This is a genomic window from Gymnodinialimonas ulvae (assembly GCF_037543845.1).
GTDB classification, from domain to species: Bacteria; Pseudomonadota; Alphaproteobacteria; order Rhodobacterales; family Rhodobacteraceae; genus Gymnodinialimonas; species Gymnodinialimonas ulvae.
In genome coordinates this window covers 1,143,051-1,162,656 of the sequence record NZ_JBBIFX010000001.1, presented here as the reverse complement: position 1 = coordinate 1,162,656, position 19,606 = coordinate 1,143,051, and the positions used below count along the sequence as shown (strand labels likewise).

Here is a 19,606-nt window from a genome sequence, read left to right as displayed (position 1 = left end):
GAAAAACCTCCGCCGGAGGCATCCGACATCGGCCACATGCCCCACCGCCAGAGATAGCGATACGCCAGTCCTCAGAACGGGATCTCGTCGTCGAGGTCTGAGCCGCCACCAAAGCCGCCGCCGCTGCCGCCCGATCCACCGCCCGAGCCGCCGCGATCATCGCCGCCAAAGCTGCCGCCGCGGTCATCATACCCGCCGCCACCACCGCCGTAGCCGCCGCCACCCCCGCCGCCGCCGCCATCGCGACCGTCCAGCATCGTCAGCTCAGAGCGGTACGGGCGCAGGACCACTTCCGTCGAATACCGATCTTGCCCGCTTTGGTCCTGCCATTTGCGGGTTTCCAGCTGGCCCTCGATATAAACCTTCGAGCCCTTGCGCAGATATTGCTCGGCGACACGCGCCAGCGGTTCGGAGAAAATCGCGACGGAATGCCATTCGGTCTTCTCACGCCGCTCGCCGCTGTTGCGGTCTTTCCAGGTCTCCGACGTGGCGATGCGCAGGTTACAGACCTTGCCACCATTTTGGAAACTGCGCACCTCGGGATCGCGCCCAAGATTGCCGATGAGAATGACCTTGTTGACCGAGCCCGCCATGCGAAATCCCTCTGTGCTGTTCTCGCGCCATCCCCCCCGCGTGATGCCGCGATTCCGGGGGCTGCACTTTGTCCCGGTTAGACCATCGCAACAGGGTTAAGAAAAGCCGAATCCTGTCCGGAAAACACGTGGGCTGGATCGGCGCGCGCTCTCGGACTATATTCACGCGGGTTATCAACAGCTTTTGTGACGAACGTGTTCCATTACCGAACGATCCTGCTTGGGCTCGCCATGGCCATCCTGCCGATGTCGGCGCAGGCGCAATCCGGGCTCGACCGGCTGGATCGGATGATGAACGTCCTTGATGGGCGCGCGGCGACGCAATACGAATTCTCGAACCGCCTGCGCCCCAACTCCGCCGTCGAGCGCGCGCTTCCGACCTATGAGGGCGGCTATGACGGGCCGTTTCTGGACGTGGCGCGCGCCGCCGCGCGCCGCCATGGCATCCCCGAGGACATCTTCCTGCGCCTCGTGCAACAGGAATCCGCCTGGAACACCGAAGCCATCAGCACCGCCGGTGCACTCGGTCTGGCGCAATTGATGCCCGGAACCGCCGATCTGCTCGGGGTCGACCCACTTGATCCGGTGGCCAATCTCGACGGTGGCGCGCGCTACCTCGCGCAACAATTCCGCCGGTTCGGCACCTGGCGCCTGGCGCTGGCCGCCTACAACGCCGGCCCCGAAGCGGTCGAGGCGCATGATGGCGTGCCGCCGTTTGCCGAAACGCAGCATTACGTGCGGGTGATCCTTGGCACCCGAAGCTGAGGCACCGCCGCCGAAAGGCCCCGCATCCGAAGATCCCCCGCAGGCCCGCTTTGCCCGGATCCTGACCCGCGGCTTGCGATTTGTGGAAGGCTTGGTGTTTTGCTGTCTGGCGACGCTGCTGATCGTGTGGGCCGCCGACCGCAGCCGAAATGTGGATTTTGAGCCCGTCACGGTCGAGATCTGCGACGCTGCCACCTGCATGCCAGAGCCCGACACCCCGGCCGAGCGGGTCTGGACCCAATACACCGAGATGCTCGACAGGCGCGGGCTGGTGGTCTTTTCCAACCTCAACACCTGCGCCTTCGCCGCCGATATCCTGCGCGCCCGCGCCACCCATGACGGCGCTGCCCTGGCCCTTGACCTGATGCAAAGCCGTGGGACGATCGTTGTCACGCGGCCCGGCGATGGCACCGCGATCCTGGGGCCCGGGGCCAACAACGACGGGTTTGGCGATGTGATGCGCGACGCGTTGCGCTGGCAGGGCACGCGCGGGTGCCATCCGATGCGTTACGCCACCGTGTTCTGGCCGCTTTGGACGGTTTGGATGCTGCTGATGTGCTGGCGGCTTTTGCGCTATCGCCAATCGGTTTGGGCCACGCGCTGATCCGCCCGTCACACGGCGCGCCTAAAGTTCCGCCCCCAGCGCCACCAGTTGCGCGCGCAGCTCCGGCGCGCGGGCATCCCCGGCCTCAAGCGCGAAGACATAGGCATGGGTCAGGTAGAACGCCGCCCCCGGTTCCGCCATGTCGGCGGCCTGCGCGTAAAGCGTGATCAACGCGGCACGATCGCCGGCCGCATGGGACGCCAGAAGGGCCGCATCGAGCGCCGGCTTGTCCAAAACCGCTAACCCTCCGCCGCGATCCGGCCCGCCACCCAGGCGTGGAACAGATGCGTCGGCCCATCCATCGCGGGCGAAAACCGCCCCCCGTCAAATCCCGAGGCCGCGCGCCCGCGCTGCATCCCCTCGACGACGAAAATGTCTTCTTCGAAGACGTCCTTCCACTGCGCCGCATTGGCCGCACGCAAGGCCGGGTCGGTCTCACGCGTGGCGTAATAAAGGTGCACATGTTCGCGCGTGCGGTTGTGCGCCACCGGCTCCAGCACGATGGCGAACGCATGGTCGCGGTGCACGCCCATCAATACGTTCGGATAGACCGCGATGTATTCCGCACCCGCATCCCAATGCGCGCTCAGCCCGTCGAAATCAGGGAACATCGCGCCGGTCTCGCTCTTGAGTTGGCGATATACATAGGTGCCTTGCCCGGAATACTGCCCCGACGCTTCGATATGGTAATGGTCTTCGAGCCGTGAATAGCTGTTCAGGCCCGGATGCACCCATGGCAGATGGTAGCTTTCGCAGTAATTCTCGACCGCCAGTTTCCAGTTGGTCTCGAGCTCCAGCAGGAATGTGCTGTCCGGCCCGCCGTGGTGCAGGGGCTGATCGAACTCGGCCCATCGTTGCAGCAGATCGGCGTGGACCTCCTCGAAGGCGGGCGCGTCGCCGGAGAGGTTGACGAACACCACATCGCGCCAGACATGTGCGCGCACCTCCGACAGGCCAAGCGTCGCCTTGTCGATGCCATCATGGGCGTTCTGGCCCGGCCCGCCGACATGCGGCGTGGCCACCAGACGCCCGGATTTGGCATAACACCACGAATGATAGGGGCAGCGGATCGCGCCTTCGATCCGGCGCGGTGTATCGACAAGGATCATGCCCCGGTGGCGGCAGATGTTGAAAAACACCCGAACCTGGCCGTCATCATCGCGCAGCAGCAGCAGGGGCTGGCCGAGAAAGTCGATGGGTTTGGCATCGCCCGGCGCGGGCACATCCGCGCCCACACCCACCGCCGCCCATGTCGCCTCAAGCACCGCGCGGTTCTCGGCGGCGATGGTATCGGGGTCGGTGTAATGCGCATTGGGCAGGCCATGGGCGCGCTCGATCGGGGCCGTCACACCGGCCAAATGCTGCATTGCGGGGCGCATCCGATCGTCGGGCATGGCAAAGGCTCCTGCACAGGAATGACTGTGCGTTACGGTGCCGGTTTCGTGCCCGCGCCGCTTTGCCATTGGCGACATTTTCGAACACGGCCAAGACACGCGCGCGTGCCGCGCGCGCCGCGCGCGCCGTGCAAGCGCCCTAGAGGGCTGGTCCGCGCAGAAGTTCCGTCACCGGGGTTCCCGTCGGCAGGTCCAGCACCTCGCGCAGCGTCGCCCGCCCGCGCGCAAGCCGCGAGGTCACCGTGCCCAACGGCAGCCCCGTCTTGCGCGCAATATCGGCGTAGCTCATCCCGTCGATGGCCCGCAGTCGCAGAAGATCCTGCTGCTCGGCGGGCAAATCGGCCAACGCCGCAAGTGCCTGCGCACAGGCCAGCCGCGTTGTCCCGTCCGAGCCGCGCGGGGCGGTGATGTCGTCGATCTGGTCGACCCGCTCGACCGGTCGCGCGATGGAATAGCGCGCAAAGGCCCGGTGGCGCAGCGTGGTGAAGGCATAGGCGCGCAGGTCCTCGATCGGGGCGGCCCCGTCCTCGGCATCCAGCAAAACCGCCATCCGCGACCAGACCCGAAGCAGCGTATCCTGCACCAGATCGTCCGCATCCGCGCCGCTGCGCGCCAGACGCCGGGCGCTGCGTTGCAGATCGGTCAGAAGCGCCGTGAATATGCGCGTATGGGGCAGGGCGGTGGGGTCCGGCGACCCTTCGAACGACATCGGCGCGCCGGGCGGGTCCATTGGATCATCGGTCTGGGGCATGACGAAGGGGGGGCTCTCAAAGGCAAACGGCGTGTGTTTCCGGCAGCGTCTGGTCCCAGCCTGTGTCCCGCGCGGGCGTCTCGCAAGCGCGCGTGTCCCCCGAGCCGCTGCGGTACCTTTTGCCGCCCAAACCGCGTGCTGCTTGGCAATCTCCCGCTGATCGCGACTTATCCCCATGGCGCGTGCGGTGTTTCGGCGGGACGCCGCGCATGGCCTCCGCAGGACGTGGGCGGGGGCTCGCCGATCTTGCGCCGCGCGGCGTGCGCACTGGCACAAATCGGCCCCTTACCTCTTTTTCACCCTCAGGCAGCGCGCCGATTCCGGCGCGTCTTTATGCGAATGTAATTTTGTGGAGGGTTCCCCCCATGCCATCCGAGTACAAGACGACCCCACTTATCGCCCTGGCCGCCGCCATCGCCGTTGCCTGTGCCGTGGCCGCCGTGGTGGGGGGGAGCTCGCTTGCGATGGGGCAGGCCGAAGAAGTCGACAGCGACGGCGACGGGATGGTCAGCTTCGCGGAACTCCTCACTTTGATGCCCGCCCTCACGGAGCAGGAGTTTCAGGCGCTCGATGCAAATGCCGACGGCTTGCTGAGCACCGATGAGGTGGGCGCCGCCGAAGCGGCTGGCCTGATCCCGGCGGGCTGAGCTTCGCCGCGGGCCCGTGCGTCGGACGCGCCGATACGCAGGATTGCCTTCCGGCCGGTTCGCCCCTGAACTGGTCGGGAACAAGGCGCGGGGGCGGTGCAGACAGCTCCCGCGTCTTGGATCAACCGGCCCGCTCGCGCCTGTGTGCGCGGAGGGAGGCGGGTGGCGCGGCGGGCGGTCAGTCAGTCCGCGCCGAACGGGTCCGCGATGGGGGTGTAGCCGTCCAGCCGACCCCGGTTCCCGCCCCAGATCTGATCCAGATAGCGCCCGTCCGCCACAATCACCGCATCCAGAACCGAGGCATCCGCCGTCTCTTCGCTGGCCTCCGACAGGGGCTGGATCGTCACGAAGGACACGACCCGGTCCGATCCCGCGACCTCGTAGCTGATGAAAAAGACTGCCATCGGCCCGACCTCGACAAAGCGCCCGCGGTTCTCGAACACGATGCCTTCCGATCCGAAGATCTCCGCCAGATCACCGCGCGTTGTCGCGCCGAAGGTCAGCCCCGGCAGCGGGGTCTCGGCCGTGCCCGCGCTCTGCGTGCGCCACATCTCCAGGTAGAGCACCACGCCGGTTTCCGCATCGCGGGTGGCCGACATCGACAGGCCATCGTCGAATTGCCATAGCGTGTAGCCAAAGGGCGGCGCGACCTCGGAGCCTGTCGGCTCGGGCGCGGTTTCCGGGATCGGCGCTCCCAGTGCCACGCCGCGAAACTCCTGCGCCGCAAGCGGGCCACCGACCGTTAAAAGCCCAAGCCCCAACGCAAACGTCAGCGCAAAGCGCATCAAAGCCCGCGCGCGATTGCCGCGACACCCGTGCGCGCCAGCCGGACGTCCCCCAACGGGCGCATCAGGTCGGTGAAGGCGTCGATCTTGTCAGGCGGGCCGGTCAATTCGAACACGAACGACTCAAGCGTGCTGTCGACCACGTTGCAGCGGAAAATCTCGGCGATGCGCAGCGCCTCGACCCGGTGCTCGCCCTTGGCGACCACCTTGATCAGCGCCAGTTCGCGGCTCACGAAAGGGCCTTCGATGGTCAGGTCGCTGACCTCATGGACCGGCACCATGCGTTCAAGCTGCATGTGGATCTGCTGGATCACCTGCGGCGTGCCCGAAGTCACGATGGTGATCCGAGAGCGGTGCCCGCCATGATCCACCTCGGCCACGGTCAGGCTTTCGATGTTGTAACCCCGCCCCGAGAACAACCCGATGACCCGCGCCAGCACGCCGGGCTCGTTCTCCACAAGGATCGCAAGCGTATGCGTCTCGATCGTATCGGACATATGCGAGCGCAGGTCATAGGCGGAATGGCTGGTGGAGCCTTGTTCGATGTTGAGGGCCATGGGGCTGGGTTCCTATTGTGGAAGTGCGATCAGGGGAAACGCCTCGGACAAGGGCCGGGCGAAGGGCGTCGTGTCTGGCGGCGGTGTCTGGGCGAGCGACGCAAGGTTGGGGTATTGCGCCAGAAGTGTGGGGTTGGTCAGCGTGGCAGAGATGAGCACCGCATCCTGGGGCGCGTCGCCGGGCCTTGTGATGTCGGATGCGTCAAGGCTCGGGTCCAAGCGTCCGTAGAACGAGAGGTACAGGACCAGACCGGGATGATCAGGCAGGGTGTAGGACAGACGCCACCCGGACGGCGGCAAGCTTGGCAAAGACTGGAACACGTCGAACGCAAACCCGTCGGATCCTGCGAAGGTGCGCGCTGCATCCAGACTGCTCTCCCCCACCTGAAGGCCGGAGGAGGCGGGCGGTGACATGGACGTCGCGGGCAAAACGCCGAGTGCCACGAACAGGATCGTGCCATCTGCGTAGATCACATCCAGCGTGCGCTCGAAGGGCAGAGGATAGCTGGCTGCGGTAATGCCGCCCTCCTGGTCAATTCGAAAAGGCTCGCCGACCGCGGCAAGAGCCGATGCGGGCATGCCCGGCAAAAGGCCCCGGAAGTCCTGGGCCGAGGCGGGCAGAGCCATCAGAAAAGAAAGGAAGAGCGCCCGCATCACGACACCGGCAACCCGCAGGCTGGTTCCGGCGGCAGTTGCGGGAAATCGGCGTCGAACGTGTCCAGTTCCAGGAACGGATGCTGCTGCAACAGGAACGGCGGCGCGCCGTCACTCAACCCATAGCGGTCGCCGGGGAACACGCCGCCCTGCACGACGGTTTCAAATAGGCGCTGCTCCGACCAGCAATGGAACCCGCCCGGATCAAGTGGGCCGAACCCACCGGGCGGATACTCGTAGCACACCTGCGCCCCCGCGGTGGGGGTATCGAACAGATCCGCACTATCGAGCCCGCCGCCATCCAAGCCGTCGCGCCCCTCATCGCCCGAGCCGTCGTTTTCCCGCTCCGCCACCTCGGCGTCGGAATAGACGCCCCAGGTGCCCACGATCACATCGTCAACGCCATTGTACCAAAGATAGGCCGAGCCATCACCGGCGGTGTATTCGATCTGGTTTCCGCCCGCGTCATAGAAATGCACCGTCCGACCGCACAGCAGATCAAACAGCGCATCCACCGCGCCTTGGGCGTTTGCAGGGGCGGCCAGCACAAGAAGCGGGCCTATCAGGGTCAAGCGTGTCATGGGATGTGGCTAATCCGATCGCTTGCGCGAGGCAATACGCGATCCCTGCGCGCAGACCTCGGTGCGCTTTCCCGCAAAAGCCGCCAGGCTCAGGTGCCGGTCTGCTGCTCCCATTCCAGAGGGAACAACTGGGAGAAGGTCATCGACACGAAAACCGCAAACACCGTATCCACGATTCCCACCACCGCCGAGATATTTCCCACCCCTTCGATGTCGTTGATGTTGTTGAATGCCCAGACGATGGATCCGATCAGGGTCATCACGAACAACAAAACCGTCACGAATTGCACAAGGAAGGGCAAAGTGTCGAACTTGCGGCGCTTGTCGGCCTTCACCGCGCGCGGGTTGGCCGCGACGTAGCGGTAGAACACGGTCGCATAAAGAAGGGTGAACGGGGCCAGCACCGCAACGCCATCGGCATAGGTCAGGAAATCCGCATCAAGAACCTTCTTGTCGACCAGATAGACGAACACCGCGATGGCCACGAAATGCCCGATCAGGACGAGCAACCCAATTGCATATCTTGCCTTGTAAACGGTCATGGCAGGGTCCGATCAATTCGTCGTCGCGGCGTTGATGATGCTGTGCGCGGCCTGCGCGACCTGCGTTCGGACCCGATCGCCCAGACGTCGGGGGATCACGCGCGTGTTCCGCGAATAGGCGATCAGGCTGTAATGGTTGCGGTCGATCGCCATAAGATCCGCCATCGCCGAGGAAGACAGATCATGCATCGCGAAAATCGGTGTGACGGTGATCCAATATTCGGCCGTCTCGTAGAAAGCGAAGCTCACGAGAAAATCGTGGCGCTCGAAATGGTCACCGTTTTGCCCCTGCAAGATGTCGGGCCGTCCGATCAGCGACACACGCAGGATCGGCGGGCGGTTTTCTTCCTGCTCCACCAGCACGTGAAACGACGTGTCGCCCTTGTCGGTTTCCCACACGGCCAGCGCGCTGGAGGTGGTGACACCGGGACTGCAGGCCGTGTTGATGGCCGAGGTGAAATCTTCGAGGATCTGTTGGCATAAATCCTGTGGCCTGATCGCCATGGCCGTGTTGATGTTCAGCCGGAAGCGCGCGATCATCCCGAACAGGCACCGCTGATCGGTGCTGTCACACGCTGCGATGGGGGCGTCGGCCACGTTGTGTTGCCGCATCAGGCGCTTGGGCACCGCCACCGGTTCGCGCTGTTTCAACGTGTCGATGTCTATGGTGATCCCGAAGCTGGACCAATCGACCGTGTCAACGCTCGCATCGTCCTCAACCTGCCCAAGCGTCTGAAGCTCGACCAGCAGCGCTTCGAGATAGCTTAGCGTCAGTTCCTGCGCCTGAAGCGGTTTGACGATTGTGTCCCGGACTTGTGTGTCTGAGGCGGGGAAGTCCCGGGCGGCGAGGGTGGTGGGTAAAAACGCGATAAGTAGGAAAAAACAAAAGTGTTTGAGCATGTGAATGACCCCTGAAATTGAAGATCATTCACCATCCTACCACACTTTTGTTCATTCACCAAAATCGACCCTTGGGCGCGCTCACACCAACACACCGCCCGCATCGCCGATCACGCCTTGCGTCTCGGCCTCGCCCAGAAGCATTTCGTTATGGGCCTTGCCCGACGGGATCATCGGGAAGCAATTCTCGTGCTTCGTGACGAGGCAATCGAAGATCACCGGGCCGTCGTAATTCAGCATCTCCATGATCGCATCGTCCAGATCGGCAGGATCGGAACACAAGATGCCCTTGGCGCCGAACGCCTCGGCCAGCTTCACGAAATCGGGCAGGGCTTCGGACCAGCTTTCCGAATAGCGCTCGCCATGCAGCAATTCCTGCCACTGGCGCACCATGCCGAGCCGCTCGTTGTTGAGGATGAACTGCTTGACCGGCAGGCGATACTGGATCGCGGTGCCCATCTCCTGCATGTTCATCAACCAGCTCGCCTCGCCGGCGACGTTGATCACCAAGGCCTCCGGATGCGCGACCTGCACGCCCACGGACGCCGGGAAGCCGTAGCCCATCGTGCCCAACCCGCCGCTTGTCATCCAGCGGTTCGGATCGTCGAAGCCCAGGAATTGCGCGGCCCACATCTGATGCTGACCCACTTCGGTGCAGATGTAGCGATCCTTGCGATGCTTGGTCAGCGCTTCCAATCGCTCCAGCGCGTATTGCGGTTTGATCGTCGGGCCTTCCTGCACATAGGCCAGGCACCGCACCGCTTTCCACACCTCGATCTGCTGCCACCAGGTCTGCACACCCGCGCCCGCCGTCTTGCGCCCGCGCGCCTTCCACACCTTCAGGATATCTTCCAACACATGCCCCACATCCCCGATGATCGGGAAATCGGCATGGATCACCTTGTTGATCGACGAAGGGTCGATATCGACATGCGCCTTGCGCGAGCCGGGGCTGAAATCGGCGATCCGACCCGTGATCCGGTCATCGAACCGCGCGCCGATGTTGATCATCAGATCGCAGCCATGCATCGCCAGATTGGCCTCGTAGGTGCCGTGCATGCCCAACATGCCGATCCACTTCTCGCCCGAGGCCGGATAGGCGCCCAGACCCATCAGCGTCGAGGTGATCGGAAAGCCCGTGGCCTCCACCAATTCGCGCAGCAACGTGGACGCGGTATCGCCGGAACTGATCACGCCGCCGCCGGTGTAGAACAATGGACGCTCCGCCGTCTCCATCGCCTCGACGAGCGCGGTGATCATCTCGATATCGCCCTTCACCTTGGGCTGATAATGGCTGACCTTGGCCTTCGGCTTGGTCGTGTAGGCGCCGGTCGCAAATTGCACGTCCTTGGGAATATCGACCAGAACCGGGCCCGGACGGCCTTCGGTTGCGATATGGAACGCCTGATGGATCGTATCGGCCAGCTTGTCGGTTTCCTTTACCAGCCAGTTCATCTTCGTGCAGGGCCGCGTGATGCCAACGGTGTCGGCCTCCTGGAACGCGTCCGAACCGATCATGAAGGTCGGCACCTGACCCGTCAGGCAGACAATCGGGATCGAATCCATCAACGCATCCGTCAGGCCCGTGACCGCATTCGTCGCGCCCGGACCGGATGTCACCAGAACCACGCCGGGCTTGCCGGTGGATCGCGCATAACCCTCCGCCGCATGGACCGCGCCCTGTTCATGGCGCACCAGAATGTGGCGGATCGCGTTTTGCTGAAAGATCTCGTCGTAAATCGGAAGGACCGCGCCGCCGGGATATCCGAATACGGTATCGACGCCCTGTTCTTTCAGAGCTTCGACGATCATCTGTGCGCCCGTCATCTGGCCGGTCTCTTGATCTGGCATTGCGCTTGTCCTCTTCATCCGCGCTGCGATTTACTCCTGCGACACAAAAAAGCCCCCGGTGGTGATCCGGGGGCGCATGGTATCCGTCTGGATGCCGGTGTTACCGACCCATGCGCCTGTTTCCTACAAGTACGAGAATGTCGGACATGTCCGAGCGGCTCCTGTTATCGCGTGGGCGAAACGATAGGTTTGGCCCCATGGGTCGTCAACCGCCAATCGGGGGTTGATGCGAATAAAATGTCTTCTGGGCGACGATTTGCGCAATGAATGCATTTCAACCGGGCGCGCAGGCGTCTGAACCTGAACCCTCCTTGGCCGGGTTACGGGGCAGGGCGGCGTGCCGATCCCGAACCCCACGGTCCCACCCGCGCCGACCGGTCTCGCGTGGCTTTGGACGCGCGCGCGGGTCGTCTGGGATCTGCGGCATGGCGAGTCACCTGCGGAACACAATTCTGTGTGCGCGTAACAATCGATCGCATACCGCGCGAGATTCGATGCAAAATTGCGTGCGGGTGGGGTGCATTTTTGCCTAAGCCCCTCAATTCTCACCAGAATACACGATAATTGCCCCACTCTTTCGCCTCGGTTGTGTTAGCGCAAAACACAACCATCTCAGGTGTATATCCGGCGTTTTTGTCGATATTGGTAAGAAAATTTTACAAAAAACGCCCATTCAGGCAAGAAAACCTGTTTTCGAGACCAGACCCTTTCGCTAACGTGCGCTCACTTCTTAAACCCATCCGGGCCCACGAGGGGTCACGGAGGGATATCCAACCGGGAGGATACACTCACATGGATCGTCGTTCTTTTCTGCGCACGTCTGCCGTTGGCGGTGCCGCAGCAGCCTCGACCACTCTGGCCGCTCCGGCCTATGCCCAAGGCAACCGCACCCTGACGATGGTGACGTCGGTGCCCGACGGCTTCGCGATCTTTGATGACGCGGCACAGCTGGCCATCGACTACATCACCGCCATGACCGATGGCGCGTTGAGCTTCAACAAAATGCCCGCAGGCTCGCTTGTTGGCGCATTCGAGGTGTTTGACGCCGTTTCGTCCGGCCAGGCCGACGTGTACCACTCGGCGGAATACTACTTCCTCAACCAGCACCCCGCATTTGCCTTCTTCACCTCTGTGCCCTTCGGCATGACGAGCCAGGAAATGGCGAACTGGTACTACCGTCGCGGCGGTCAGGAACTCCACGACAACCTGTCGTCGCTGTTCAACCTGAAGCCCATCATGTGCGGCATGACCGCAATGCAGCCCGGCGGCTGGTTCAACACCGAGATCACCTCGGCTGACGACCTGCAGGGTCTGCGCTTCCGTATGCCCGGCCAAGGTGGTCAGGTTCTCGGTCGCCTCGGCGCCTCGGTCCAGAACATCCCCGGTGGCGAAATCTACCAGGCGCTCGCGTCCGGTCAGATCGACGGCGCAGAGTGGATCGGCCCCTATGCGGACGAACGGATGGGCTTCCAGGAAGTCACCAACACCTACTATGCCGCAGGCTTCCACGAGCCCGGCTCGGCGCTCTGCCTCGGTTTCAACCTGGAAATCTGGGAGTCGCTGTCCGATCAGCACAAGCAGATCGTCAACGTCGCAGCCCAGGCCGCGCACGCACAGAACACCGCGTTGTCGCTGGCTGAAAACGGTGCCGCTCTGGCCCGTCTTCAGGAAGGTGGCGTGCAGGTGCGTCAGTTCCCCGATGACGTCTGGGATGCGTTCGGTGCCGCCGCTGCGGAAGTCCGTGAAGAGAACATGGGCGACCCGATCTATGCAGAGACCGCGGAGAGCTACTTCGCATCGATGCAGGAATCGGCCGATTGGTACCAGATCGCCGATGGCGAGTATCAGCGTCAGCGTAACCGCGTGAACGCGGGCTGATCCGGATCGCCCGACAGGCGCGCGACCCGTTTGCGCGCCTGACACGGGCGCAAGAGATTGCCCTTCCCGGCGCTCCACGCGCGCGACCGGGCAGGGCATTCCAAGCGAAACATCGCCTGTGTTGAGGTGCCCCTTCGGCTCCCGCAGGCGCTTTGGGGACCTTTTCCATGATTGACGCTCTCCTGTGGGTTCTCACGAACTTTGCGCTGGCCCCGTATCACCTGTTTCTGGCGATCGTTAATCCGGGCGACTGGCTGAACTGGAGCAATCCGGAATCGCTGGCCCGGTTCATCTATTACGGCGGCTCCATCGAATTCTTCTTTGTGGTCTTCACCACCTTCCTCGTGATCACCGCGCTCGGCATGGCCTGGAAGCGCGAGATCCTCTGGGGCTGCGTCCGGTTCCTCGAAGGTCTGGCCAACGTCGTCGGCCGCGTCGCCGCCTGGGCGGGCCTGATCATGGTCCTGCAACAGGTGATGATCGTGTTCCTGCAACGCATCTTCCGCGTCGCCGAGATCCAGCTTGGCCCCCTCGGGACCGCCTTCGTGCAGGACCTGAGCTGGTGGGGCGAGGGGCTCAAGCTCTACAACGCCATCATCGTCTGCCTTTGCGTTAGCTACACGTTCGTGCAAGGCGGTCATGTGCGCGTCGATCTGGTGTATTCGGCGGTGAAATTCCGCACCAAACGCTTCATCGACATGGTCGGGTCCATCGTCTTCATGATGCCCGCCATCGTTCTGACCTACATGTTCGCGTGGTTCTTCATGTGGCGCCACCTGGTGCTGCCGGGCCCTTCCGCGTCGGGCGAGCTCGACCGAATGCTGATGCAGGCCCGCGTGATGCGCTGGAACGTCGAGACCATCGGCTTCAGCCCGAACGGCTTCAACGCCTACTTCCTGTTCAAGATCCTGATCGTCGCGTTCTGCGTTCTGGTCTTCCTGCAAGCGGTGGCCTTCTTCTGGCGCTCGTATCTGGAATGGCTCGAAGGCCCCGAAAGCGAGGGCAAATACCTCGATCGCGATACCATGGGCGATGAGGCCGAAGACCTCGAACACGCCATCCATTCGGGCTCGACCTGACTAACGCATAAAGACGCGGCCAAAACGCCCGCACAAAAAAGGGACAGCACCATGCTATTCGGTTTGGATGGAGTCGAAATCGGCCTGATCATCGTCTTTCTGACGCTCTTCGCGGGCATCATGACCGGCTTTCCGGTGGCCTTTTCCATCGGCGGCGCGGGCATCATTTCCTTCGCAATCATCGCAGCCCTCGACAGCTCCGGGATCCTGATCCACCAGGCCATCGACACAGGGTCCGCGGAATATTCCGCCCTTGTCGCCGAAGGCGTGGCCCGAGACGCTATATCCGTCTTCCGATACCCCGAATTGCCGCGAATAGAGGAAGCTCTGTTCATCGGTGGCTGGGAACAGGCGCTCGACCGCAACCTGTCGTTCATCGTCAACCGCATGAACGAGCGTGTGATTGCGGGCCAATCCATCGAAACGCTGCTGGCCGTGGCCATGTTCGTGATGATGGGCATCACGCTGGAACGCTCGAAAATCGCCGAGGATCTGCTGACCACCATGGCGCGCGTCTTCGGGCCGCTGCCCGGCGGTCTGGCCGTGTCCATCGTGATCGTGGGCGCGTTCCTGGCGGCCTCCACCGGCATCGTCGGCGCGACTGTTGTGACCATGGGCCTGCTGGCCCTGCCCACGATGCTGCGCAACAATTACTCGCCGGAACTGGCCACCGGCGTGATCGCCGCGTCGGGCACGTTGGGGCAGATCATTCCGCCCTCCATCGTGATCGTCCTGCTCGGTACGCTTGTGGGCGACCTCTATGCCACCGGTCAGGAAACCCGCGCGCAGCTTGCGGGCTGTGGCGATGCGCTGACCTTCCTGGGCGAGCCTGCGGTTCTCTCGGTCGGCACGCTGTTCCAGGCGGCCCTTCTGCCGGGCCTGTTCCTCGCCTTCCTCTACGGCGCCTATGCCTTCGGCTTCGCGCTTGTGCGCCCCGCCTCGGCTCCGCCGGTGCAGATGGGCGATGTGACAAGCGGTGAAGTCGTCACCCGCAACGAAGCCCTGACCTGGTACCTGTTGGCGCCGCTGGCCCTGATCGCGGCGGTGGTTGTCGGTGGCATGGTCGGCGTTGTCGGCGGCCAGACCATTCAGGTGTCCGACTACGCCGAACGCGAAGCGGGCCCGAGCCTGCGCACCAATGTCTCCGAGCAATGCGCCGCCTCGATGATCGACCTGCACGGGCAGGACGAGTGGGATACGGCCGTGGCCGAGGCCGCTGCACAGGCCGAAGCCGGGACCGACGGTGGCGCGGTCGAGCTGACCGAAGAGGAACTCGCCGAAGCGCGCCTCGTCGCCGCCGAAAACCTCGCGCCCATCGGCGTCGGCATCGCCATCATGGTGACGCTTCTGGGCCTCGTCCTGATCCTGGCACGCGGCATCGCGCCCTCCTCAAGCCCCGCACCCCTGATCATCGGGGGGCTGGGTCTGGTTCTGGCGCTTCTGGCGGATGTGATCCTGGTTGCCCCGACCAGCTCTCCGGGGACCACGATGCTGATCATGGCGATCCCGGTGGCGCTGGCGCTTTACGGGTGTCGGACCGCGATGGGTCGACTGTCGCAGAACGAGCTTCTGCGCGTGGTCTTTCCGCCGCTGATCCTGATCGTGGCGGTTCTGGGCTCGATCCTGGGCGGCATCACCAACCCGACGCCGGCCGCGGCACTTGGGGCAGCGGGGGCCATCATGCTGGCCGCCTACCGCAAGCTGAAGGAAGAGGATGGCCTGTCCAAGATGATCATCTGGGCGAGCTTCGCCGTGGTGATCATGATCCTGGCGGGCGTGAACTTCGATCTGCGCATCACCCGCGAATCCGTCGCCGTCGAGGACTGGATCGCCTATGTCGTGGCCCAGATCGCCTACCACTTCGCCTTCTTCGGCCTGCTCTACGGCTGCTACGTCCTGTTCCGCACGTCCGTTCTGTCTCCCGTGGTCCGGGAAACCGCCAAGGTGACGTCGATGGTCTTCACCATCCTGATCGGCTCGCAGATCCTCAACCTCGTGCTGATCTCCTTCGGGGGCGAGCATTACATTCAGCAGTTCCTGCGCTCCTTCGACAACGAATGGGCGGTGTTCCTGCTTGTGATGCTGATCCTGTTCATCCTCGGCTTCGTGTTGGACTTCCTCGAGATCATCTACATCGTGATCCCGATCGTGGGACCGGTGATCTATGGCGGCACGCTTGATCCGAAATGGGTGACGATCATGATCGCGGTCAACCTGCAGACCTCGTTCCTGACGCCACCGTTCGGCTTCGCGCTGTTCTACCTGCGCGGGGTGGCGCCGAAATCGGTCACGACGGGGCATATCTATCGCGGGGTGCTGCCGTTCGTCGGCATCCAGGTCTTGGGATTGATCCTGCTCGCCCTGTTCCCCGGGATCGTGACGATCATCCCCGACCTGCTCCCGAACTGACCGGGGCAGGGCACGCAATCGGAAAAGGGGCCTGTTGCGGGCCCCTTTTTTCATGCGCTCGGACGCGGGGACGGGGCCTTGTTGGCAGCTCCGCGCGTCACGCCGCAGGCTGGATCAGATCCCAGAGGTTGCCCCAAGGGTCGCGCCATTGCGCGACACGCCCGTAGGTCTCGTGCCGTGGCTCTTCCAGCAGCACGCCCCCGGCGGCCACGATCCGCGCTGCGTCACGGGCGAAAACGTCGGTCTCAAGGAAGAACCCCACACGGCCGCCGGTCTGGTGCCCCAACACCTTGGCCTGCGCGTCCGATGTCGGCACCGCGAGCAGCAGGGCAGGGCCCTGCGAGGCGGCCCCCCCCCGGCGCCACCGTCACCCAACGTTTGCGGCCCTGATCCTCGTCGCTGCGCAACGTCCAGCCAAGGCCGTGCACAAAGAACCCGATGCCCGCCTCATAAGACGGCACCAGCAGGGTGATCAGGGAAAGCTTCACTCGTCGCCGCGAAGGTCCGGCAGGTTGATCTGCGCCACTTGCTGCGCGATCGGATCGGTCGACAGCGGATGCGTCTGCGTCGAATAATCCTCGGGCTTGCCAATAGGATGCCACTCGCCGCCCACATAGACCTCAAGCGCCGGAAAGCTGGCCTTGTAGCCCATCTTGTCGCTGCCCGGCACCCAATAACCGAGGTACACATACGGCAGCCCGGCCTCGCGCGCCAATTCGATATGATCGAGGATCACATAGGTCCCGAGCGAGTTCTTGTGCAGCTCCGGCGCGAAGAACGAATACACCAGGCTCAGTCCGTCATCGAGAATATCGGTCAGGCACACCGCCGACAGATCCTCTTCGGCCGCGGGGTCGCGGTATTCGATCACCCGCGTGCGCACCGGCGTCTCTTCGATCATCGCGGCAAATTCGAACACGTCCATATCCGCCATGCCACCCTCGGCGTGGCGCGCATCAAGGTAGGACCGGAACAACGCGTATTGCTCTTCGGTGGCCCAGGCCGAACGCGGGTTGCGCACCAGATGCGCATTGCGTTTGGCGATCCGCTTGTGGCCGCGCTTGGGTGCAAAATCCGCCACCCGGATCCGCGCCGACAAACAGGCCGCGCAATCGGTGCACGACGGGCGATACAGCACGTTCTGCGACCGCCGGAAGCCCTGTTTTGACAGCGAATTGTTAAGCTTTTCGGCCTGATCCCCTTGCAGCGCGGTGAACAGCTTCCGTTCCCGCCGCCCATCGAGATAGGGGCAAGCCTGAGGAGCCGTCACATAGAATTGCGGCGCAATGGGCAGTGTATGGCGCATGCTCAGCGTCCAATTGTTCGCGCGCACGGTGCCGGATACGGCGTCATCGTGCAACTGGAAATTGCAAAAGGGTTAACGCTGGCCCACACTTAGGCGGAGATCAGCCCGGGCGATTGATCATCACCGCGCCGGTGATTTCGTCGGCCAGCCCGCGGTTCAAAGGCCGCCCGATCATCATCGCGATCGAGAGCAGCTGCACCAGCACAATCGTCGCGCCGACCAAAAACGCGATCGTATGAAGCGCCGCTTCACCCGGACTGAGCGGCGCGCCCGTGGGCCCGCGCAGCTCGATCGCCATCACCCGCATCCCGAACGTCGCCGAGCGGTTGCGGATCGTGATCCACCGATAAAGGAACGCAACCAACGCATGCACCGGGATCCACAGCAAAAACGCGATCCCGGCGGTGATGAGGCTCAGCACCAGCATCGTAAGCACGATCAGCGTGGCATCGATCACCCACGCGAAAAAGCGCTTGGGCAGCACGCCGTCATAAAAGGCGGGGTCATAGGTCGGATCGGGCAGGGTGTTCATGGCATGGGACATGGGGAATGCAGTCACGAATTGGAAGGGGGGAAAGGTCTGGGTCTGCACGGCTTGTGGCGCAGAAGGGGGGCGGCCCGGGGAAAGGGGCCGCCCCTGGGATCAAAGGCCAGTCTTGCGGCCAGCGCTCAGGCCGTTTCGGCGTCCGCGGCGCTCTTGCGGTCGTCCATGAACTGGTCGAACTCCTGCTTGTCCTTGGCCTCCCGAAGGCGGTTCAGGAAGCTCTCGAACGCTTCCTGCTCGTCTTCGAGCCGGCGCAGCGTGTCGGCCTTGTAGGCGTCAAAGGCGCTGTTGCCAGAGGTGTGGAATTTGTGCCCGCGATGGGCGGTGCGGCGGGACGAACAGGACCCGTTGAACATGCGTTTGCTCCAGATCATATAGGCCAGAAGGGCAAGACCCACGGGCCAGAAAAAGATGAAGCCCAACACCATGGCGGCGATCCATGCACCTTTGCCACGGGCATCAAGCCAGTTTTCCGCCTTTGAAAACCAGCCCTGGGCCTCGGCGGTGATGGCGGGGGCGGTTGTCGTGGTCATTGCGTCTCTCCTTGGTTTCTGTTGTTCGGTGAATGTAAATGTTAATCACATTAACTCATATGGGATCGGCGGCAGGGCAGGCAAGGGTCAAAGTAAATCTTTTTTACATTTGGCCCGAAAGCCGCCGTGATAGCGTGAATGCGCGTTAACCGATCCATAGGATACGGCTTGCTATACTGGCCAAACACGGCGCGCGGACCCCGTTGCGCGCCGCAGTCCAACATGCCCCGGATCAGGAGGTCACAGGTGCAAAACAGCCTTAACGCAGAATGCGAAGGTGCGGACCGGTTGGTCATCACGCGCCAGTTTGCCGCCGCGCGCGCCGTGGTCTGGCGCGCCTTCACCGACCCCGATGTGCTCAGGGACTGGTTGCTGGGTCCGCCCGGTTGGGACATGCAGATGTGCCGGATCGACCTGCGTGAGAATGGCTCTTATGTATGGCGCTGGCGCGATCCCGTGACCGGTGCTGTCTTGGGGTTTCGCGGCACCTATTCCTACGTGCGCGCGGGCGCGCGCACCGAAGACACCCAGACGTTCCATCAGGGCGCGCGCGACGCAGTGTTGGGCGCGCCGACGCGCAATGTGGTGGTGTTCGACGATATCGACGGCGGCACTCGGGTCACCACGCGCATCTCCTACGCCGACCGCGCGACGCGCGACATGGTGTTGGACAACGGGCTCACCGACGGGATGGAGCTGTCTTATACACGTCTGGATGCTCTGTTGCGGGCTTCAAAGCAGGCGCCCGAGGGGTCCGTACCCGCGCCAGCGCCGGAGGCGGAGCACTTTCCGACTGTCATGACCGCATCTGCATAAAGAAAGACCGTCCCGCGTGAGCCACGGGACGGTCTCTGACACGGGGGGGTCCGTCAGGCCGGCAGCATGAACGAGGTGCACCTTCAATATGCTGGGTCCGTGGCCTCGGTGTCGGACATATCTTGGAGTGTCGTATAGATATATGACACAATTTCGCAACAGGTTCCATAATTTTCTTGCGCAGTATTGGGCCTGAATTGAATTCATCAATCGCGCCCGAGGGTTGGCGGTGAAAATGGCGTCCGTATCTCGCCTCGGCTCTCGCCAGGGTGGCAATTAGATCGCCCCCAGGTTGCGCGATCGGAGTGCTCAAGGCCGCGCGATGTTCGCCTGTGCATGGCCCTTTGCACATCTTGCGGAAAATTCTGCGCAGCTCTGGGCGTTTCCTTTTGCCAGCAGAGCGCACAGGATCGCCGC

Annotated in this window: 22 protein-coding genes; 7 read left to right on the top strand and 15 right to left on the bottom strand. The window is 63.3% G+C overall.

Features of this window, described 5'->3' with window-relative positions:
- Window positions 1–71: 71 nt before the first annotated feature.
- Window positions 72–593: a single-stranded DNA-binding protein gene (gene ssb, locus V8J83_RS05490; protein WP_339984265.1), complete on the bottom strand. Its 522-nt coding sequence runs from the start codon at window positions 591–593 to the stop codon at window positions 72–74.
- A gap of 246 nt (window positions 594–839) precedes the next feature.
- Between ssb and V8J83_RS05485 the strand changes: the two genes are divergently transcribed.
- Together V8J83_RS05485 and V8J83_RS05480 are read left to right on the top strand one after the other, a co-directional pair.
- On the top strand, window positions 840–1,358 hold the full coding sequence (locus tag V8J83_RS05485; protein ID WP_339986002.1) for a lytic transglycosylase domain-containing protein: 519 nt from the start codon (window positions 840–842) through the stop codon (window positions 1,356–1,358).
- Window positions 1,342–1,962, top strand: coding sequence for a hypothetical protein (locus V8J83_RS05480; protein ID WP_339984263.1), 621 nt, complete (start codon window positions 1,342–1,344; stop codon window positions 1,960–1,962). The genes V8J83_RS05485 and V8J83_RS05480 overlap by 17 nt, the downstream gene beginning before the upstream one ends.
- A gap of 21 nt (window positions 1,963–1,983) precedes the next feature.
- On the opposite strand, the gene V8J83_RS05475 is transcribed toward V8J83_RS05480, so the two are convergent.
- The 3 genes from V8J83_RS05475 to V8J83_RS05465 form a co-directional block, all read right to left on the bottom strand.
- A complete protein-coding gene (locus V8J83_RS05475; RefSeq protein WP_339984261.1) occupies window positions 1,984–2,196 on the bottom strand; it encodes a hypothetical protein in 213 nt (70 codons plus the stop codon).
- 5 nt (window positions 2,197–2,201) lie between these two features.
- Window positions 2,202–3,356 (bottom strand): aromatic ring-hydroxylating oxygenase subunit alpha, encoded by a 1,155-nt coding sequence (locus V8J83_RS05470; RefSeq protein ID WP_339984259.1) that lies wholly within the window; start codon window positions 3,354–3,356, stop codon window positions 2,202–2,204.
- A 139-nt stretch (window positions 3,357–3,495) separates the two neighbouring features.
- Entirely contained in the window at window positions 3,496–4,107 is a 612-nt protein-coding gene (locus tag V8J83_RS05465) for an RNA polymerase sigma factor (protein ID WP_339984257.1), read from the bottom strand.
- A 365-nt stretch (window positions 4,108–4,472) separates the two neighbouring features.
- Here V8J83_RS05465 and V8J83_RS05460 point away from each other — a divergent pair, with 365 nt between their 5' ends.
- Window positions 4,473–4,754 (top strand): EF-hand domain-containing protein, encoded by a 282-nt coding sequence (locus tag V8J83_RS05460; protein ID WP_339984255.1) that lies wholly within the window; start codon window positions 4,473–4,475, stop codon window positions 4,752–4,754.
- Between the two features lie 182 nt (window positions 4,755–4,936).
- On the opposite strand, the gene V8J83_RS05455 is transcribed toward V8J83_RS05460, so the two are convergent.
- The 7 genes from V8J83_RS05455 to V8J83_RS05425 form a co-directional block, all read right to left on the bottom strand.
- Window positions 4,937–5,539, bottom strand: coding sequence for a hypothetical protein (locus V8J83_RS05455; protein WP_339984253.1), 603 nt, complete (start codon window positions 5,537–5,539; stop codon window positions 4,937–4,939).
- Window positions 5,539–6,096, bottom strand: a complete 558-nt coding sequence (ilvN, locus tag V8J83_RS05450) for an acetolactate synthase small subunit (protein ID WP_339984251.1) — start codon at window positions 6,094–6,096, stop codon at window positions 5,539–5,541. The genes V8J83_RS05455 and ilvN overlap by 1 nt, the downstream gene beginning before the upstream one ends.
- Window positions 6,097–6,108: 12 nt before the next feature.
- Window positions 6,109–6,723: a hypothetical protein gene (locus V8J83_RS05445; RefSeq protein WP_339984249.1), complete on the bottom strand. Its 615-nt coding sequence runs from the start codon at window positions 6,721–6,723 to the stop codon at window positions 6,109–6,111.
- 26 nt (window positions 6,724–6,749) lie between these two features.
- Window positions 6,750–7,331 carry a hypothetical protein gene (locus V8J83_RS05440; RefSeq protein WP_339984247.1) on the bottom strand — a complete coding sequence of 194 codons (582 nt, stop codon included), beginning with the start codon at window positions 7,329–7,331 and terminating at the stop codon, window positions 6,750–6,752.
- An 89-nt stretch (window positions 7,332–7,420) separates the two neighbouring features.
- Complete coding sequence (locus V8J83_RS05435) at window positions 7,421–7,873, bottom strand: hypothetical protein (RefSeq protein WP_339984245.1); 453 nt, start codon at window positions 7,871–7,873, stop codon at window positions 7,421–7,423.
- Window positions 7,874–7,885: 12 nt separating this feature from the next.
- A complete protein-coding gene (locus V8J83_RS05430; RefSeq protein WP_339984243.1) occupies window positions 7,886–8,773 on the bottom strand; it encodes a hypothetical protein in 888 nt (295 codons plus the stop codon).
- Window positions 8,774–8,854: 81 nt separating this feature from the next.
- A complete protein-coding gene (locus V8J83_RS05425; RefSeq protein ID WP_339984241.1) occupies window positions 8,855–10,624 on the bottom strand; it encodes an acetolactate synthase 3 large subunit in 1,770 nt (589 codons plus the stop codon).
- A 792-nt stretch (window positions 10,625–11,416) separates the two neighbouring features.
- On the opposite strand from V8J83_RS05425, the gene V8J83_RS05420 reads away from it, so the two are divergent.
- The 3 genes from V8J83_RS05420 to V8J83_RS05410 all read left to right on the top strand — a co-directional run bounded on the left by V8J83_RS05420 (window position 11,417) and on the right by V8J83_RS05410 (window position 15,990).
- On the top strand, window positions 11,417–12,502 hold the full coding sequence (locus tag V8J83_RS05420; RefSeq protein ID WP_339984239.1) for a TRAP transporter substrate-binding protein: 1,086 nt from the start codon (window positions 11,417–11,419) through the stop codon (window positions 12,500–12,502).
- 167 nt (window positions 12,503–12,669) lie between these two features.
- Entirely contained in the window at window positions 12,670–13,581 is a 912-nt protein-coding gene (locus V8J83_RS05415; RefSeq protein WP_339984237.1) for a TRAP transporter small permease subunit, read from the top strand.
- A gap of 51 nt (window positions 13,582–13,632) precedes the next feature.
- A complete protein-coding gene (locus V8J83_RS05410) occupies window positions 13,633–15,990 on the top strand; it encodes a TRAP transporter large permease (protein WP_339984235.1) in 2,358 nt (785 codons plus the stop codon).
- Between the two features lie 97 nt (window positions 15,991–16,087).
- On the opposite strand, the gene V8J83_RS05405 is transcribed toward V8J83_RS05410, so the two are convergent.
- From V8J83_RS05405 to V8J83_RS05390, 4 genes are all read right to left on the bottom strand, one after another.
- Window positions 16,088–16,306, bottom strand: coding sequence for a VOC family protein (locus V8J83_RS05405; RefSeq protein ID WP_339984233.1), 219 nt, complete (start codon window positions 16,304–16,306; stop codon window positions 16,088–16,090).
- 168 nt (window positions 16,307–16,474) lie between these two features.
- Entirely contained in the window at window positions 16,475–17,296 is an 822-nt protein-coding gene (locus V8J83_RS05400; RefSeq protein ID WP_339984231.1) for an arginyltransferase, read from the bottom strand.
- A gap of 100 nt (window positions 17,297–17,396) precedes the next feature.
- On the bottom strand, window positions 17,397–17,828 hold the full coding sequence (locus tag V8J83_RS05395) for an RDD family protein (RefSeq protein ID WP_339984229.1): 432 nt from the start codon (window positions 17,826–17,828) through the stop codon (window positions 17,397–17,399).
- 137 nt (window positions 17,829–17,965) lie between these two features.
- Window positions 17,966–18,373: a DUF2852 domain-containing protein gene (locus V8J83_RS05390; protein ID WP_339984227.1), complete on the bottom strand. Its 408-nt coding sequence runs from the start codon at window positions 18,371–18,373 to the stop codon at window positions 17,966–17,968.
- Between the two features lie 246 nt (window positions 18,374–18,619).
- On the opposite strand from V8J83_RS05390, the gene V8J83_RS05385 reads away from it, so the two are divergent.
- Window positions 18,620–19,189 (top strand): SRPBCC domain-containing protein, encoded by a 570-nt coding sequence (locus tag V8J83_RS05385; RefSeq protein WP_339984225.1) that lies wholly within the window; start codon window positions 18,620–18,622, stop codon window positions 19,187–19,189.
- Window positions 19,190–19,606: the final 417 nt, after the last annotated feature.